This is a genomic window from Gracilimonas amylolytica (assembly GCF_002911695.1).
GTDB classification, from domain to species: domain Bacteria; phylum Bacteroidota; class Rhodothermia; order Balneolales; family Balneolaceae; genus Gracilimonas; species Gracilimonas amylolytica.
Genome location: NZ_PQBS01000037.1, coordinates 141,575 through 159,406, shown reverse-complemented (window position 1 = coordinate 159,406; position 17,832 = coordinate 141,575). Strand labels below are relative to the sequence as shown.

18 protein-coding genes are annotated in these 17,832 nt (G+C 43.5%); 11 read left to right on the top strand and 7 right to left on the bottom strand.

Annotation, left to right across the window (positions count from 1 at the left end; genetic code table 11):
* Nucleotides 1-40: 40 nt before the first annotated feature.
* Complete coding sequence (locus C3B73_RS10170; protein WP_103665496.1) at nucleotides 41-2,605, top strand: alpha/beta hydrolase family protein; 2,565 nt, start codon at nucleotides 41-43, stop codon at nucleotides 2,603-2,605.
* A 60-nt stretch (nucleotides 2,606-2,665) separates the two neighbouring features.
* On the opposite strand, the gene C3B73_RS10165 is transcribed toward C3B73_RS10170, so the two are convergent.
* The gene (locus tag C3B73_RS10165) at nucleotides 2,666-3,427 is read right to left on the bottom strand and encodes a type III pantothenate kinase (RefSeq protein WP_103665495.1); all 762 of its coding nucleotides are present in this window, start codon (nucleotides 3,425-3,427) and stop codon (nucleotides 2,666-2,668) included.
* A gap of 52 nt (nucleotides 3,428-3,479) precedes the next feature.
* Here C3B73_RS10165 and C3B73_RS10160 point away from each other — a divergent pair, with 52 nt between their 5' ends.
* Complete coding sequence (locus C3B73_RS10160; protein WP_103665494.1) at nucleotides 3,480-4,205, top strand: SDR family oxidoreductase; 726 nt, start codon at nucleotides 3,480-3,482, stop codon at nucleotides 4,203-4,205.
* Nucleotides 4,192-4,617, top strand: coding sequence for a DUF4296 domain-containing protein (locus tag C3B73_RS10155; protein ID WP_157939474.1), 426 nt, complete (start codon nucleotides 4,192-4,194; stop codon nucleotides 4,615-4,617). The genes C3B73_RS10160 and C3B73_RS10155 overlap by 14 nt, the downstream gene beginning before the upstream one ends.
* A gap of 16 nt (nucleotides 4,618-4,633) precedes the next feature.
* On the opposite strand, the gene C3B73_RS10150 is transcribed toward C3B73_RS10155, so the two are convergent.
* The 3 genes from C3B73_RS10150 to C3B73_RS10140 all read right to left on the bottom strand — a co-directional run bounded on the left by C3B73_RS10150 (nucleotide 4,634) and on the right by C3B73_RS10140 (nucleotide 7,795).
* A complete protein-coding gene (locus tag C3B73_RS10150; protein ID WP_232803136.1) occupies nucleotides 4,634-6,580 on the bottom strand; it encodes a RecQ family ATP-dependent DNA helicase in 1,947 nt (648 codons plus the stop codon).
* Nucleotides 6,581-6,697: 117 nt separating this feature from the next.
* Nucleotides 6,698-7,240: a fasciclin domain-containing protein gene (locus C3B73_RS10145; RefSeq protein WP_103665492.1), complete on the bottom strand. Its 543-nt coding sequence runs from the start codon at nucleotides 7,238-7,240 to the stop codon at nucleotides 6,698-6,700.
* Between the two features lie 78 nt (nucleotides 7,241-7,318).
* Nucleotides 7,319-7,795, bottom strand: a complete 477-nt coding sequence (locus tag C3B73_RS10140) for a GNAT family N-acetyltransferase (protein WP_103665491.1) — start codon at nucleotides 7,793-7,795, stop codon at nucleotides 7,319-7,321.
* A 75-nt stretch (nucleotides 7,796-7,870) separates the two neighbouring features.
* Here C3B73_RS10140 and C3B73_RS10135 point away from each other — a divergent pair, with 75 nt between their 5' ends.
* Nucleotides 7,871-9,016: an aminotransferase class V-fold PLP-dependent enzyme gene (locus C3B73_RS10135; RefSeq protein WP_103665490.1), complete on the top strand. Its 1,146-nt coding sequence runs from the start codon at nucleotides 7,871-7,873 to the stop codon at nucleotides 9,014-9,016.
* A 63-nt stretch (nucleotides 9,017-9,079) separates the two neighbouring features.
* Here the strand turns inward: C3B73_RS10135 and C3B73_RS10130 are convergent, their stop codons facing one another.
* From C3B73_RS10130 to C3B73_RS10120, 3 genes are read right to left on the bottom strand one after another with little or no spacing between them, the layout of a single operon-like run.
* On the bottom strand, nucleotides 9,080-9,838 hold the full coding sequence (locus C3B73_RS10130; RefSeq protein WP_103665489.1) for a succinate dehydrogenase/fumarate reductase iron-sulfur subunit: 759 nt from the start codon (nucleotides 9,836-9,838) through the stop codon (nucleotides 9,080-9,082).
* A 10-nt stretch (nucleotides 9,839-9,848) separates the two neighbouring features.
* Nucleotides 9,849-11,771 (bottom strand): fumarate reductase/succinate dehydrogenase flavoprotein subunit, encoded by a 1,923-nt coding sequence (locus tag C3B73_RS10125; protein WP_103665488.1) that lies wholly within the window; start codon nucleotides 11,769-11,771, stop codon nucleotides 9,849-9,851.
* Nucleotides 11,772-11,814: 43 nt separating this feature from the next.
* Nucleotides 11,815-12,495 carry a succinate dehydrogenase cytochrome b subunit gene (locus C3B73_RS10120; protein WP_103665487.1) on the bottom strand — a complete coding sequence of 227 codons (681 nt, stop codon included), beginning with the start codon at nucleotides 12,493-12,495 and terminating at the stop codon, nucleotides 11,815-11,817.
* A 250-nt stretch (nucleotides 12,496-12,745) separates the two neighbouring features.
* Between C3B73_RS10120 and C3B73_RS10115 the strand changes: the two genes are divergently transcribed.
* The 7 genes from C3B73_RS10115 to C3B73_RS10085 all read left to right on the top strand — a co-directional run bounded on the left by C3B73_RS10115 (nucleotide 12,746) and on the right by C3B73_RS10085 (nucleotide 17,831).
* Nucleotides 12,746-13,411, top strand: coding sequence for an IMPACT family protein (locus C3B73_RS10115; RefSeq protein ID WP_103665486.1), 666 nt, complete (start codon nucleotides 12,746-12,748; stop codon nucleotides 13,409-13,411).
* 98 nt (nucleotides 13,412-13,509) lie between these two features.
* Nucleotides 13,510-14,061: a cob(I)yrinic acid a,c-diamide adenosyltransferase gene (locus tag C3B73_RS10110; RefSeq protein ID WP_103665833.1), complete on the top strand. Its 552-nt coding sequence runs from the start codon at nucleotides 13,510-13,512 to the stop codon at nucleotides 14,059-14,061.
* A gap of 49 nt (nucleotides 14,062-14,110) precedes the next feature.
* The gene (gene glmM, locus C3B73_RS10105; RefSeq protein ID WP_103665485.1) at nucleotides 14,111-15,460 is read left to right on the top strand and encodes a phosphoglucosamine mutase; all 1,350 of its coding nucleotides are present in this window, start codon (nucleotides 14,111-14,113) and stop codon (nucleotides 15,458-15,460) included.
* Nucleotides 15,461-15,534: 74 nt separating this feature from the next.
* Nucleotides 15,535-15,984, top strand: a complete 450-nt coding sequence (gene msrB, locus C3B73_RS10100) for a peptide-methionine (R)-S-oxide reductase MsrB (protein WP_103665484.1) — start codon at nucleotides 15,535-15,537, stop codon at nucleotides 15,982-15,984.
* Nucleotides 15,985-16,059: 75 nt separating this feature from the next.
* Nucleotides 16,060-16,941, top strand: a complete 882-nt coding sequence (locus tag C3B73_RS10095; RefSeq protein ID WP_232803135.1) for a YicC/YloC family endoribonuclease — start codon at nucleotides 16,060-16,062, stop codon at nucleotides 16,939-16,941.
* A gap of 12 nt (nucleotides 16,942-16,953) precedes the next feature.
* Nucleotides 16,954-17,529 (top strand): guanylate kinase, encoded by a 576-nt coding sequence (gene gmk / locus C3B73_RS10090; protein ID WP_103665482.1) that lies wholly within the window; start codon nucleotides 16,954-16,956, stop codon nucleotides 17,527-17,529.
* 8 nt (nucleotides 17,530-17,537) lie between these two features.
* Entirely contained in the window at nucleotides 17,538-17,831 is a 294-nt protein-coding gene (locus C3B73_RS10085) for a DNA-directed RNA polymerase subunit omega (RefSeq protein WP_103665481.1), read from the top strand.
* Nucleotide 17,832 lies beyond the last annotated feature (1 nt).

Here is a 17,832-nt window from a genome sequence, read left to right as displayed (position 1 = left end):
TACAACGTCATAATTTAATCACACTTATAAAAACGTTGTCATGAAGAACTTAAGAGCCTCATTCCGTTTTTCAACCATTTTATTGATCCTCTTTGCGATCAGCTTTCAGGTTGAACTTTTTGCCCAAAACCCTCCTGACCTTAGGGAACAGTATCTGACACCTCCTGATGAAATTGCTGAAGAGGTCTTAGCTCCAAGACATGAAAATGTACTTTTGAATGATCTTTCACCAATTTCTGAGTACTTTTTAAACACTACCCAAAACCGAACACTCTCGCCTCTTTCAGCATTTGCAAAACCCTATTTTAATCTGGGTGGACTTCAATTCAACCCTGAGGCTAACAGAAACCGAAATTTTACAACCAGTACAAGTAATGGCTTAGAACTGATCGGATCAAGAAGTGGGGACAATGTTACTATTGAAACGCCTGACAACGCAGGAGTAACCAATGCAACGTGGTCACCTGATGGGACGATGTTGGCCTATTTTGCTCACTTTGAGAATGAAACCCACATTTATGTAGCCGATGTTAAAAATCGAAGATCCAGAAAACTTACAAAAAGTATGGTTCTTGCTACTCTGAATACTTCTTTTGAGTGGTCAGGTGACAGTCAATTCATATATACTGTGTTGGTTCCCGAGAACAGAGGAAATGAACCGAAAGAACCCTCAACACCTACTACCCTCCAGGTAAAAAAGACAACTGACAAAGAAAACCGGCTTCGAACCTATCCTGATCTTTTGAAGGGAAAATTCGAGGCTGAGTTACTCAAGTTTCATACAACAGGACAATTGGTTCGCATTGATGTAGATAATCGCAGAACAAAGAATATCGGTCAACCATCCATGTTCCGTAACCTGGATCCATCTCCGTCAGGAGACCATATTATCGTACAGATCATGGCTGAACCATTTTCCTACATCGTTCCTGTTTACAACTTTGGATGGAAAGAAGAGATCTGGGATATGAACGGAAATAAACTGCTTGAATTGAGAAACAGTGAATCCCGAGAAGGATTAAGTGATTATGAGGAAGTTGAAAATTACGGTCGGCGTGATATCAAATGGCGGCCGGATGGTGAGGGTTTAAGCTTACTCGCAAAAGAAGGTCAGGGACTTGAACCAACCCGAGATAACGATGAACCCAAAAACAACGATGACGAAGAATCAGATTCTGAGGAAGAAGGTGAAGAAAAGAAAAAAGAAAAAGATAGAGTGATTAAATGGCTGCCACCTTTTGGCGAAGACAATATGGTTACGGTATATGAAACCGAGAAGGAAATGGAGTCAGTTTCGTATGCCGATAACAGCAACCTTATCTTCGTAGAAGAGTCGGCAAGAAATAAGGACCTTATTTATGCAGTGTACCTTGATAACGTAGAAGAAACCTTCACTCTCATCGATCACAAAACAGATGACTTCTATGATGACCCTGGTAGTCTGATGTACACATCCAATGCGCAGGGTGAGCGTGTGGTTCGTACAAATGCCGACGATTCATTTGTTTACCTGGACGGGGTTCAGTACGACGAAAATTATTCAGAAAATGCCCCGCGTCCGTTTATAGATAAACTAGAGATCCGTTCCGGTGAGAAAAACCGAATCTTTCAGAGTTCAGAGGATCTTTATGAAAATCCATCTGCTGTCTTAAATGATGCCGTTACAGAGATCATGATCACTCGTGAATCTTCAACTGTGCAACCTGATTCGTGGCTAGTGGATCTCAGCAACGGGAACGAGACAAAACTTACCTCAAACGTGGATCATAACGAGGCTGTAACTCAAGCCCGGAGGGATCGCTTTAAGGTTAAGCGAGCCGATGGCTTTGAATTTTGGGTGGATGTCACTCTCCCAAAAAATTGGGATGGTACTCCTCTTCCCGGAATCATCTGGCATTATCCAAGCGAGTTTGACGATCAGAAAGATTACGACGAACGTCAACGCAGATACAACAAGAATAGTTATCCCCGTGTTTACCACCGAACCATCGATATTTTGGTGAAACGCGGATACGCTGTGATAAACGCTGATTGGCCGATCTCTGCCGAAATGGGAGATCCGAATGACGGGTTTGTGTGGAGTATCGTTCAAAACAGCACTGTTGTGATAGACAGCACCGCTAAACGTGGTTACATTGACCGGGATCGAATGGCCATCGGTGGGCATAGTTATGGGGCTTTTGGTACTGCAAATGCTATGATCCATACTTCCTTCTTCAAGGCAGGTATTGCAGGGGACGGTAACTATAACAGAACGCTAACCCCACTGGGTTTTCAACGCGAACCGAGAGACCTTTGGCGAGGGTTGGAACGATATGTACAAATGACACCTATTTTCTGGGCCGACCGTATGGATGGAGCCTTACTGATGTATCATGGTGAAGCGGATCAAAATGTAGGAACCTGGCCTATTCATTCACATCGCATGTTTCATGCGTTAAATGGTATTGGTAAAACGGCTGCCATGTATATGTATCCACACGAAGCTCACGGTCCGGCGGCTGAAGAAACACTGCTTGACCTGTGGACACGATGGGTTCAGTGGCTCGATCATTATGTGAAGGATAACGGAGAACACATACCAGAAGTAGATCTTGGTAAATAGTATTTATTAGCAGATTCAAAATATGATTTAAAAATAGGGAGCGGTCGAAAGGCTTCTCCCTTATTTTTTTGCCTTCAATTGATTGACCAGTCTTTCCAATCCTTCAAACACCAAAAAAGGTCGGACTTTGGATTCTTTTTTTAGCAACCCCTCCAGAACGGTGGCATCCCCGCCGGTCAGGAATAATTCATAGTCACCGAATTCCTCTTCATATTTTTTCAGGATTCCCACTACTCCAAATTCGTAAAACCCTGCCTGACCCCATTTCAGTGAATCTACGGTATTCTTACCCGGCCACTGTTTCGGGATCTCAAATTCTACAAAGGGTAACGCAGGTGCTTTACGGGATAACACCTCTGAAAAGCCCCAGATTCCGGGTATAATAACCCCTCCATGATAGGTATCATCCTGATCCATAATATCAATAGTGGTCGCGGTACCCGCATCTATGACCACTACCGATTTATTGGTTTGACCGGTTGCCCCGTAGCATGACAAGAACCGATCGATGCCAAGTGTTTTTGGAGTTTCATAATTCAGAAGATCTCTGGGAATATCCGAAACACTGATCTCTATGATCTTATGATGCTTCAGTTCTTTGGCGATGGCTTCAGTCACGTCATCTCGAACACTGGCTATAACGATCTCATCAAACGAATCAGGATGCTTTTGGATCCAGTTTACAAGCTCGAGAGCCGTAAAAATTCGTTCATCAGTGAGGACCATCCACTGTGTCCCAACCTTATAGGCTCCCTTTATACTGGAATTACCAATATCCAGATAAAGGGTTTTTTTTGAGGTATCCGAATCGTTTTTGCTCATCTTTTTGTATTACTTTTAAACAAACAATTTAAAAATAAAATACAGTTTTAAAATGGATCTAAAATCAAAAGTCGCCATCGTTACAGGAGCCAGTAGTGGCATAGGTGCTGAATTTAGTAAAATGCTGGTTGAAAATGGTGCAGAAGTCTATGGACTTGCGCGCAGCAAAGATAAACTTGACCGGTTACATAAAGAGCTTGGCCATCAGTTTCATCCCGTTTCTATGGATATAACCGATGCATCCGCTTTAGAAGAATGGGTAAACAATACATTTGATCATGACCACCTTCCGGATGCCTTGATAAATAATGCGGGAGTCATGTACTCCGCTAATGTGGATGAAACCACTATGGAACAATGGCATACCATGATCAATGTTAACCTGAATGGGATCTTTTATCTTACCAGACTCATTGTTCCACTGATGAAAGAGAACGAAAATGTCTGCCACATCATCAATATCTCCTCCATTGCCGGTATCATGGGGAATCCAACTATCTCAGGCTACAACGCCAGTAAATTTGGCGTTCGTGGTTTCAGTGAAGCACTGTTTAAGGAACTGAGATACGACGGTATCAAGGTAACCTGTGTATTCCCCGGCTCAATAGACACCAATCTATTTGATAAGATCGATGGGGTTGAAAACCACCCGAACATGATGAAGACCACAGATATCTCAAAAACCATTAAATTCCTTCTGGAAACAGACGACAACTATCTCATCAATGAGATCACCATGCGTCCACTTAACCCTAAAAATCCAGATGAGGAAAATTAAACTTCTTTTTGATCTTTCAACCGAAACAGTACCATTCATGCTTATTTTGATCGTGATGGTACTGACCGGTTGTTCGGGGCAGCATAAACCGGAAAAACCCAAAGATCTAATTCCTGAGGATACATATATCGATCTGCTGGTTGAGATGCAGAACATTCAGTCTTACCGAAATGCTGAACCTGACAGCGTAAATGCAGATTCACTTAAAACATCCGTGCTGAACCGATACAGTGTGTCTGATTCACAATTTTTAGCAACGCACAAATACTATCAGATGCAACCTGACCGGCATTTGGAGCAAATTGACTCGGTCATTTCCCGTTTGGATAGAGAGGAATTGAAGATACGAGCATTCATAGATTCCACACAATCTGCAAGGCAAAAGAGTGATTCTCTGAAATCTGAAGAATGATCCCTGATCAAACTGATCAGATCACTTGATAGTAACCCGGTTTTTCGGAGACCGTGGTCACTTTTTCTTCTTTGATCAAATATCGAAGAATTTGATCCACCTTAGAACGATCATATCCGGTATCACCCATCAGATCAGTCATACTTTTTGCATCATCATGTAGTAATTCATGAATTTTGACAACCTCACCCTTGGTTGGTTGTGATGCACTGCCTCCCTTACCTTTCAGGCAGTTATCACAATGTCCGCAAGCTTCTGCATTGAGGTCACCAAAGTAACTTCTCAGATAAACTTCACGGCACTGCTTGGTGTTCACATATCCGTACATATGCTCCAGCTTTCTGAGTATATTTTTTCGGTACGATTCAACCTCGCTTTTACTTACAGGAATACTACGGGAACGGGCTTCCAGTACCTTAACCTTTGTTCGTTCATTGTGATACGTGTACTTCAGGATGTTATCATTCCGGCTCAGTACATCAAGGCCCTTGATCAGGGCATTATGTCTGATCCCTAATTTATCGAGTACCAGATCTTCATCCAGAAAAACCGGCTCCCGGAACGATTCCGGACCAAACAAGCGCTCCAGTTTATCAACAAATTCCGTTTTTGCATCATTTTCAGCCCTTTCCTTGTAATCTTTCAAACCGTCACTACTCAGGGCAAATTGTAACTCCACGGCGGGTTTCAGTTCATTTTGCAAACTGATCACATCAAACTGATCCATCAGGCTGAGAGCTGACCGCAACATACCGAACGAAATTTTCCCCCTTTGGGACAGCGCCTTCACTTCCAGGGTTTCACTTTCCTCCATCAGGGACCCTACCGCCAGATCGAATGAATCACACAGGATCTGATATACATGATCCAGTTCCTCATATTTTGGATATTTTTGTTCGATCCGATCGATGGCCTTTTTGTGATCCGATTCCCTGAATAATAAGATCGGAAAGCTTTCTTCACCATCCCGGCCGGCCCGGCCGGCTTCCTGATAATAGGCCTCAAGTGAATATGGCATCTCTTCGTGGATCACATACCTGCAGTTTGGTTTATCGATCCCCATACCAAAGGCATTAGTGGCAACTACCAGTGGCGTCTCCCCGGTGATCCATCTCTGCTGAATGGCCTTACGTTTCTCTGATTCGATGCCGGCGTGGTAAGCTTCTGTTTTAATTCCAAGTTCAGAAAACAGTCCGGCCAGTTCTTCACAATTTCTGCGGGTTCCACCATAGATCAAACCATCTCCTTTTTGAGCTGCTTTTTGAACCGTGGTTTTCAACACTTGCTTTTTCTTCAAGGCTTCGGTCACCCACCATTTCAGATTTGGCCTGGAAAATCCCTGTGAAATTACTTTCGACTCACTAAAACCCAGTGATTCTACAATATCTTTTTGAACCTCAGGTGTTGCTGTGGCCGTCAATGCGATCCACCGTGTATTATCAGCAATACTTTCGAGTGAGCTACGGATCTCTCTGTATGAAGGCCGAAAATCATGTCCCCATTCACTGATACAATGAGCTTCATCTATGGCAATAAGACTGATATTCAATTTAGGTAACTCAGCTTGCCATAAGTCAGTTTTGAGACGCTCAGGTGCACAATACAACAGTTTATACATCCCATTCCGTGCATTTACCAATCGTTGTTCAACCTCAAAGGATGGGATCGTACTGTTGATAAAGGTCGCAGATATCCCCTTCACCTTTAATTGTTGAACCTGATCCTGCATCAAAGCCACTAATGGTGATATCACCAGCGTCAAACCATCAAAAACAGTGGCCGGAGCCTGATAACACAAAGATTTACCTCCCCCCGTAGGAAATAAAACCAGAGTATCAGTCCCCTCAATGACAGAACGAACTACCTCATCCTGACCTTTCCTGAAGTTGTCAAAACCCCAATATCGCTTCAGGTTATGCTCCGTCTTTTCGTATAACTCTTCCAATGGCATCTGTAATTTCATTATCGAATAAAATACAAAGCCAAACGGATACTTCTATAATATTGATCAAACAACTGCACATAAAAAAAGCCGCACTCACTTTAGTGAATGCGGCCGTACTTGAAAACTACTGTATAATTACCAGTCGCTTTTCTTTTCTTCGCTCTTGTTGGCTGCCAAAGCTTCTTTAATGCTCGGTGGTAATATAACTGCATCAATTACGTGCACAACGCCATTAGAAGCATCTATATCAGCCATCACTACATTAGCATTATCAACCATTACATCGCCATAATTAATGGTTACGGTAGCCTCGCTTCCTTCAACGGTTCCGGCTTTCATACCGTCCTCAAGGTCACCCGACATAACTTCAGCAGGTACCACATGATAGGTAAGAACTGCTGTCAGCTGATCTTTATTTTCAGGTTTGAGCAGCATCTCCAACACACCTTCAGGTAAAGCTTCAAATGCAGCATTGGTAGGTGCAAAAACGGTAAATGGACCGTCACCTTGTAGCGTCTCAACCAGGCCGGCAGCTTTCACTGCGGTAACTAAAGTTGATAGGTCATCAGTTGCAACTGCAAGGTCAACAATATCGCTGTCCTGCGCTTTTAAATTGGTAGAAAAGAGTAAAATTGCAGCAAGTGCAAATACTCCTGTTAGTTTACTTAGTGTTTTCATTGTGTCTCTGTTTTATTGATGAATAGTTACCGGTATAATGCAACTTCCTTAACTTTCATTCCAAATTGAAAATAAAGATCACAATTTTTTGATCAGCATGGCTACACTTTTCTTACCCTTGTCTGTAACCAGTTCAGCCACTTGTGTGAACCCCAATCCAAGATGAAAGGCCATAGAATCAGGATTAGGTGGCTTGGTGTTGACCTCACAAGTAACATACGACCTGTCTGAGTTTGCAATAAGATACTCATATAACCCCGTCCCAAGTTTTTGCCCCCTGAAAGGCTCGGCTATCACAATACGGTCAACGTAGTCAAAATCGGAGTAGTTGTTATTAAAAAACGCATAGTTCAGGCTCGGGTAATCGAGTCCCTCTTGAAGGACTATCATAAAACCGGCCAGCTCATGATCCGACTCAACCACAAGAAATGGATCGGCCTGCTCCAAAAAACGTTCCATATCAGTAAGTTGTACCTTGCTTACATGAGGCAGAGCCTTCTCATTTAACTCTAATATTTTTGGAAGATCGCTTTGTTGGGCTAACCTGATCGTCATTACAAAACAGTTGGTATTTCTGAAACTAAATGAAGAGATTCAAACTCTTTTAAATGAATCAAGTATAACGAACTAATGGATTGCAAAAAATCGGATTTTCAACTTAACCATTCATTTACCTACCTGAATTGCGCCTACATGTCGCCTTTAATGAAACGGGTTGAAGAAGCAGGTCATGCAGGTGTAGAACGGAAACGTAATCCCTTTAATATCTCGCCGGAAGAGTTTTTTGGTGAAACTGAAACTCTTAGAGGTGAATTTGCCAAACTCATAAACGCCTCTGACCCTAAAAGGGTTGTAACCATTCCTTCCGTTTCATACGGTATGGCGAATGTGGCAAAAAACCTTCCGCTTTCACAAGGCGACAATATCATCGTAGTGGGTGAACAGTTTCCAAGTAATGTTTATCCATGGATGAAGGCAGCTGATAATAACAATGCTGAGATCATTACTATCACCCCTCCTGATACTAAGAAAGATCGGGGTAAGACCTGGAACCAACTCATTCTTGAAGCCATCAACGCAAACACAAAATTGGTAGCGGTTGCCAATGTACACTGGGCAGATGGCACGCTGTTCGATCTGAAAAAGATCCGTGAAAGAACGCATGAGGTCGGAGCCCGGCTGGCTATTGACGGGACTCAATCCGTTGGTGCCCTGCCATTTGATGTTGAAGAGATAAAACCGGATGCTCTCATATGCGCCGGTTACAAATGGCTTATGGGGCCTTATAGTATCGGTATGGCGTATTATGGGCCGGCTTTAGATGGCGGTGAGCCGGTGGAAGAAAACTGGATCAACCGATACGAGAGTGAAGACTTTTCCAATCTGGTGAATTATAATGATCAGTATCAGCCCGGTGCTTTGCGTTATGAGGTTGGAGAGCACAGCAATTTTATACTTGTACCCATGCTGCTGGAGGCGGTTCGCCAGTTGAATGAATGGGGACCTGCCAATATTCAACAGTATTGCAAAGACCTAACCTCAACCGGAATTGAGAATCTTAAATTTGCCGGATACTGGGTGGAAGATGAAGCCTACCGTGGGTCACATCTGTTTGGTATTCGTTTGGGTGATCATCATGACCTGGAAGGGATCAAAGAGACTCTTAACAGGGAAAACATACTGGTTTCTTTTCGAGGGGACTCTATTCGGGTGTCGCCTAATGTTTACAACACTCAGGAAGAGTTTGATAAACTGATCCGGGTATTGTGCGCATAAAAAAAGGCACAACGATAGGATCGTTGTGCCTGAATAAGTCAGTTCAGCTTATAAAGCGGGATATCAATCTCCACTCATAACTGCTTTCATGTAATCCTTTCTCATTTCTGCGATGGCAGAGATGGAAATACCTACCGGACAAACGGCTTCACATTCGGCAAAGTTAGAGCAATCGCCGAATCCTTCTTCTTTCATTTGATCAACCATTGCTACCACGCGGTTCGAACGTTCGATCTCACCTTGTGGCAATTTATTCAGGTGAGCGATCTTCGCACCGGTAAACAATGAAGCAGATGCATTCGGGCAAGCTGCCACACATGCACCACAACCAATACAGGTTGCATAATCAAATGCTTCGTCCGCTTTTTCCTTTTGTATCAAAATAGAATTGGCTTCGGTTGCAGAACCTGTCTTGATGGATACATACCCACCTGCTTCAATAATGCGGTCAAAAGCGGAACGGTCTACTACCAAATCCTTGATAACCGGAAAAGATGCAGCACGTGGCGGCTCGATCGTAATATGATCTCCGTCCTTATAATTTCTCATGTGCAACTGACAGGCGGCTACCCGTTCTTTAGGGCCGTGTGCCTGTCCGTTGATCACCAGATTACAGGATCCGCAAATCCCTTCGCGGCAATCGTAATCGAACTCAACCGGTTCTTTATCTGCAAGTATAAGTTCTTCGTTCAGTACGTCTAACATCTCGAGGAAAGACATATGTTCGTTTACTGAATCCAGCGTGTACTCTTCAAAATGTCCCCTGTCATTAGGTCCATTTTGTTTCCAGTATTTTAAATGAATGGTCATTTCTTTGCTCATAATGTCTTCCTTATTTGTAACTACGTTGTTTTAGCTCAACGAATTCAAATTCGAGATTTTCTTTGTGAAGGGTTTCTTCCAGCTTGCCATTCAGGCCTTTGTATTCCCAGGCAGCTACGTATGAATAATCATCATCATTACGTAATGCTTCCCCTTCTTCGGTTTGATATTCTTCCCGGAGGTGGCATCCTGCAGACTCTTCTCTGTCGAGTGCATCAACCGCCATTAGTTCTGCTAATTCAAAGAAATCAGCGACCCTTCCGGCAAACTCCAGGTATTTGTTATAGTTATTTTTCTCGCCCGGTACTTTAACATCCTTCCAGAATTCCTCACGCAGTGCGCGGATCTCTTCAATGGCGGATTCAAGCCCTTCTTTGTTTCGGGCAATTCCGATCTTATCCCAAACGATCTTACCTAAAGAACGGTGGAAATCGATGATGGTTCGGTTACCATCTATATTCAGTAATTTATCGATCTGTTCCTGTGCGGCAGATTCCGCTTCATTAAAAGCTTCATGATCCGTTCCATAACGTTTACCCGGTTCCTGTTTGGCCAGATAATCACCGATCGTGTAAGGCAGTACAAAATAACCGTCAGATAATCCCTGCATCAGCGCACTGGCTCCCAATCGGTTGGCACCGTGATCAGAGAAGTTTGCTTCACCGGCTGCAAATAGTCCGGGAACCGTGGTTTCGAGATTATAATCAACCCAAAGACCACCCATGGTGTAATGAACCGCAGGATAAATTCTCATTGGTCTTTCGTATGGATTCTCTCCCGTGATGTTCTCGTACATATCAAACAGGTTACCATACTTCGCTGAAATGGCGTCTTTTCCATCTCGTTTGATGGCATCACGGAAGTCGAGGTAAACGGCAAGACCGGTATCACCTACTCCAAGTCCGTCGTCACACACCATTTTCGCATTACGGGAGGCCACATCACGAGGCACTAGGTTACCGAAACTCGGATAGCGTTCCTCCAGATAGTAATAACGCTCATCTTCAGGAATATCGTTAGGATGACGATCATCCCCCTTCTTGCGCGGCACCCAAACACGGCCATCATTTCTCAAACTCTCTGACATCAGTGTCAGTTTGGATTGATAGTCACCGGAAACCGGAATACATGTTGGGTGAACCTGTACATAACATGGATTGGCAAAAGCTGCTCCTCGTTTATGAGCCCGCCATGCTGCGGTAACGTTTGAATTTTTTGCGTTTGTGGATAGATAGAATACGTTTCCATAACCACCGGTGGCCAATACCACAGCATCTGCCTCGTATCGGCAAAGTTCACCGGATACAAGGTCTCTGGTGATAATTCCTCTGGCTTGTCCGTCTATGACTACCACATCCAGCATTTCGTGGCGTGGATGATATTTGATATTTCCGTTCTGAACCTGACGCATCATAGCCTGATAGGCACCAAGCAGCAACTGCTGTCCGGTTTGACCACGGGCATAAAACGTTCTCGATACCTGAGCTCCCCCGAATGAACGATTAGCCAGGTTTCCGCCGTATTCCCGGGCAAATGGAACGCCCTGGGCTACAGCCTGATCAATAATTTCATTGGAGACCTGTGCAAGTCGATACACATTCGACTCTCTTGAGCGGTAATCACCGCCTTTAATGGTATCATAAAACAACCTCCAGATACTGTCGCCGTCATTTGGGTAATTCTTGGCTGCGTTGATACCACCCTGAGCCGCAATACTGTGAGCTCTTCGGGCAGAATCCTGAATACAAAAACTTCTGACGTTGTAACCGAGTTCAGCAAAACTGGCGGCTGCAGCACCACCGGCCAATCCGGTTCCAACTACAATGATCTCAAACTTTCTCTTATTGTTGGGAGCTACCAGTTTGATGTCCTTGATGTGCTTATCCCATTTCTCTTCTAACGGTCCGCCGGGTACTTTTGAATCTAATTTCATAATGCTAAATCTATATTCGTAATTCTCTTTATGTCCTGTTGGCTCAAACTGACCCGCTTACCAGAATGTATAGCGGAATGGAAATAAATCCGAGCATTAATACAATTGCAAAGATGTATGCTCCTACTTGAACCTTTTTGGATGTTTCACCATGCTTCATTCCAAGTGAAGTAAAGGCACTCCATGCACCGTGAGACAAATGCAAAATGGTGATCGCCAGTACAGCAATGTAGCTCAGTGATACTAAAGGCTTATTGAATTCTTCAATAACCAATTTCTTCAGGTCTCTCATTTGAGTCCCATCAATAGTGGTCATGTAAGTTGGACCAAACTTGAAATGCCAGATGTGGAGTACCAGGAAGATCAAAATGATAGCTCCAGAAATGATCATACTTTTTGAAGCAAGGGTTTGATGGCTTGGACCGCCTTTGGTCTTATACGTATTGTAACCTTCAGGGCGGGCTTTTTTTCGCTGTCTCCAGATGGAGATACCTAAAATGGCATGATACAGGAAGAAGAAAGCTAAAGCGGCCTCGATCACATAAAGCAGAGGTCCTAAACTTTCGAGGGTGTGGGTGTAGAGGTTAAACGCGTTTTCCTCTCCAAAGATCGAGAGGTTACCTACCAGGTGACCGACCAGAAATAACATAAGACCAATACCGGTGATCCCAGTCATAATTTTCCGGCCTACCTGAGAATTCAGTGCTTTAGTAAATGAAGGCATGAAATTATTACTTAGATATTTTCAATTTGTGATAATCAACAGTAAATGACTTTTCAAGGTTTCAAAAATTTTTGAAACTTCATTAAAAAGCTAAACTGCGCTGAGAAAATCGCTTTTTCCTCTTTGAATAACAAGGCAGAATAGGTCTAAATACGGGAACGAGTTTTACCTCAGTGACCTACAGAGATCATTTACATGTTATATCATTCTCCACCTCAGAATTTCCGGATAAATTTGAAAAAGATTTGAAATGAATTTAGGTCGTTGGACCATTACCTTTGGGAGCATCAAATCCACACTATTGAAAACCATTAATAAAACATACGAATCTTCCTTCAGAGAGCGTGGCTCTAAGTTTATGGGATATCTTTTCCCAATTGAGACGGAAGAGGATTTTCAAAATGAACTTGATGGGCTAAGATCTAAATATCCCGACGCCACTCATCATTGCTGGGGGTGGCGATTGAATCCGGCTCAACCCAAAGAATTCAGTTCGGATGACGGGGAACCTTCCGGAACAGCCGGACTTCCAATTTTGAATCAGTTAAGGTCTTTTGAAGTGGTAAATGCCGGAATAGTGGTCGTACGTTACTATGGTGGCACTAAACTAGGTAAGTCAGGTCTCATTGAGGCTTACGGTCGCGGGGCCGAATTATGTTTAGAAATGGCTGAACTTTTGACGATCAAACCGGTTCAAATGTATGAGATCATGTACCCGTATCCCGAAGAAAATACCATTCAAAAACTGATCAACGACTTTAACCTCAAAGTGGTTGGATCAGAATACCTTGAAAAGGTAAAACTAAATGTGGCATGCCCCACACCAAATACCAAATTGTTTGAGAAGTCCATCCGTGGTATGGAACATCTACAGATCCATTTTGATACGAAACAGGAAGATTACATCAGGGTTTGATCATTTGTACCTTCCAAATTTATAGTGAGTATTTGAAACGATACCACAAAAATGCAGCTTAGTTTGCAAACCCTTATTTTTCATCAAAATTGCAGATCATGAAAATATACACCAAAAAAGGCGACAGCGGTAATACCTCCCTCTTTGGGGGGCAACGGGTTTCTAAAAGCTCCAAGCGCATTGATGCTTACGGAACCGTAGATGAATTAAATTCCCTTTTGGGGATGGCCTCGTCCTTTGGCTTATCAGATAAAGGGGTTCAATTTATTGAAACCGTACAGCAACAATTATTTGTGTTAGGGGCAGACCTTGCCACACCCGCCTCCAAAGATGTCCGGATCAACCGGATCAGTCACAATGAGGTGGAGTACCTGGAAAAAGCCATCGATGAAATGGAGGAAGAGCTCGAACCGCTTAAAAACTTTATCCTGCCTGGAGGCGCCCAAGCCGGAGCCACACTGCATTTTGCACGCACTATTTGCAGGCGGGCTGAACGTATCACGGTTGAATGCCGGCACGAAGAAGAGATCTCTGAAGTCGCCATTATGTATATCAACAGGCTTTCTGATTTTCTTTTCGTGCTTGCACGCTTCGAAAATAAAGAAGCGGGAGATGAGGAAACTCCCTGGATACCGGAACGATCTAAATAATTACATCCTCCCTACATTAAATTTTCAATACTATTAACACACTCATTTTATGGCATTAATGATTTCCGTCTCGGGTATTCGGGGCATTTTCGGAACAGACCTTACCCCTCAAAATCTTTCAAAATTTACTGCAGCCTATGGTACCTGGCTCAATGGTGGAACCGTAGTGGTTGGACGAGATTCCAGAGTGACTGGAAAAATATGTGAAGATATCGTCTCAGCAACCCTTGCCAGTGTGGGTTGTGATGTGGTAAAAGTGGGCATTGTTCCCACACCAACCGTTGCCATGGGAGTTCTAAAACATAAAGCCGCCGGTGGCATCATCATATCAGCCAGTCATAATCCGGCTGAATGGAACGCTTTGAAATTGTTGAATGAAAAAAGTGAATTCCTGGATGCCGATCAGGGTAACCAAGTGATCGAGATCGCAGAGTCAGGTGAATTTGATTATAGACCCTATGATAGGATCGGAAAAATAACTGAAGACCACGATCTGCTGGATGATCACATTGACAAGATCCTGGAACTGCCATACATCAAAAAAGAAGAGATCGCTGCAAAGAATTTTTCTGTAGCTGTGGATGCCGTGAACGGAGCCGGATCTGAAGCTATTCCCAGACTTTTGGAACGCCTGGGGGTAAACACCGTACATAAGATCCACTGTACCCCAAATGGACTATTCCCACACAACCCTGAACCACTGCCCGAACATCTAACTGAGATCTGCGGCCTGGTCAAGGAAAAGAACGTTGATCTTGGTGTGGTCACAGACCCGGATGGAGACCGACTCGCACTGGTAGATGATACCGGAAAATTATTTGGTGAAGAATACACTCAGGCAACCGCTTTCGATTTTATTCTTTCCAATAAACCCGGTGCATGTGCCACAAATCTTTCCTCTTCCCGGGTATCAGATGATGTAGCTCGTGAACATGGTGAAAAATGCTATCGATCAGCTGTTGGGGAGATCAATGTGGTGAAAGTCATGCAGGAGCACGATGCTGTGATCGGCGGAGAAGGCAATGGAGGAGTGATCTGTCCGGACCTTCATTACGGCCGGGATGCATTGGTCGGTGTTGCCATGGTACTTCAATTATTGGCTGAAAAGGGAATGAGTTCTTCTGAATACCGCTCTACCCTGCCTGACTATTATATGAGCAAAAATAAGATCCAGCTAAACGATTTGGGTAAGGATGCTGATGATGTTCTTGAAATGGTTAAAGAGCATTTTTCAAGCCTGGAGCCAAATACCATTGATGGTGTAAAGATCGACTTTGCAGAAGGCTGGGTGCATCTTCGAAAATCAAATACGGAGCCCATTATCCGTATTTATTCAGAAGGACGTACGCCGGAAGCAGCTCAGGCTTTTGCCAATAAGATATTTGATCTGCTTAAGTAAATTATCTCAGGCAAAAGAACGCGACATTATAGTAGCGTGTTGAAACACTACAACTTAAACCGAAGTACAGATAAATGTTGACTTGGAAAGATCTTAAAGAATTCGCCAAAAGTGGTAATCCTGTACCCGAATGCAGAGTGGAAAAGTCCGCTGAGGAATGGAAGAAGGAACTCACTGATGAGCAATATGCCATCACCCGATTAAAAGGTACAGAACGCCCGGGTTCCAGCGATATGTGCTTCAAATTCGATCCCGGTATTTACTCATGCGTATGTTGTGGTACGGAACTTTTTGATGCCGGAGAGAAATTCGAAAGTGGTTCGGGATGGCCTTCCTTTACCCAGCCGATCAAAGAAGATGCCGTTAAATATGAAATGGACACCTCTCACGGGATGGTCCGTATCGAAGCCTTGTGTAATGTTTGCGATGCCCACCTTGGGCATGTATTTCCGGACGGCCCAGAACCTAGCGGATTACGTTATTGCATGAATGCGGTGAGCCTCGAGAAAACCGAGGATGCTTAATATTTACCGATTGCCATTTCTTATCCCCTGTTTACTTTTGTATTTTCTCGCTCAATTTTCATCAGTTTTGAATAAATGATCATATCAATGACCGGTTTCGGTCGCGGTGAAACCACGGAAAATGGGATCACAGCAACCGTAGAAATCAAATCACTGAACAGCCGATACCTTGACGTCAGTACCCGACTGCCTCAACGCCTTCAGGACAAAGAGCTGGAAGTCAAAGAATTGGTTCAAAAATCCATCAACCGCGGTAAACTCAACATCACCGTAAATGTATCGGAAGCGGATTCTGCCGGACCTTCCATTGCGGTAGATACCAATAAAGTGGTAGGATATTCGAACATTCTCAGGGAACTCATAGAAGCTGCGGGAATTGATGAACCGATCACCATCAGGGATATCACCCAATTCAATGATGTCTTCATTAACAAAGAGGAAGATGAAGAGATCCTCGAAGAAAAATGGAAAGTCACGGTTAAAGCCCTGAAAGAAGCCGTAAGCTCACTGCTTAAAATGCGCACGCAAGAAGGCGATCAGCTTAAAAAAGACCTGATCGACCGCATTGATTTCATTGACGAAAACATCAAGATCATTACCAAAGAAACCAATGGCCGGGCTGATGAAACCCGTGAAAAGCTCCTGGAACGGATAAACAACCTGATTGACGAGGATAAGATCGATCCTGAAAGGCTGGAGATGGAAGTGGCTATTCTGGTCGACAAAATGGATGTAACTGAAGAGATCGTCAGACTAAGGTCACACCTCAAGTTTTTCAAGGAAGCGGTTGAGCAACCCGAACCGGCGGGCAGGCAGTTGAATTTCTTAACTCAGGAGATCAATCGCGAACTGAATACCATAGGCTCAAAAGCAAACAACTCTGAGATCGCTCAGTACGTAGTTAAGTGCAAAGAAGCCCTGGAACAAATTCGCGAACAAGTACAAAACGTAGAGTAACAGCAGTTTAGAATGGCGCAAAAAGGTAAAGTCATTATTTTGGTAGCACCCAGTGGAAGCGGCAAAACTACCCTCGCCCGTATGCTTTTTGAAGATTTTGAGGATCTTAAATTCTCTGTTTCTGCCACAACTCGTCAACCTCGTGAAGGTGAGCAAAATGGGGTCCATTATCACTTTCTCACTAACGAAGAATTCGAAAAAAAGATCAACTCAGGTGACTTCCTTGAATGGGAGGAATTCTACGGTGGAAAGAAATATGGCACATTGCGTTCAGAGGTTGATAAAAAACTAAATTCGGGCTATTTTGTTCTGCTTGACATCGAGGTAAAAGGTGCCGTAAATGTGAAAGAAATTTATGGGGATGAATGCCTGAGTTTATTCATCAAACCACCTTCTATTGAGATCCTGAAGCAACGTTTGACCGACCGGGGAACGGAAGACAATGAAACCCTTTCCCTGAGGCTTGAACGTGCAAAAGAAGAACTTACATACGCTGATCGTTTTGATCAGGTAATTATTAATGATGATCTTGAAACGGCTTATCAGGAAGTTAAGAGTGCCGTTGTCAAATTCATGAATCAAAACTGATACCATCCATGGCAGTCAAAACATTAGACATTGAGAAACTGAAATTTAAAACAGGTAACAAATATGAGTTACTTGTGATCTTGTCCAAGAGAGCCCGTCAGATCGCTGCTCAGGAAAAGCTGGAGCTTGATGAAAAGCTTCAATACTTCGAAGGATTTGAGGAAGAAGATGAGTTCTCATTCAACGAAGAACAGGAAAATATTTCCAAAGCCTTTGAAAAATTACCACACGCTACACAGCGGGCAATTATAGAAATGGAAGAAGATCAGATCTACTACCGTCACCCTGACAAAGAAGACTGAT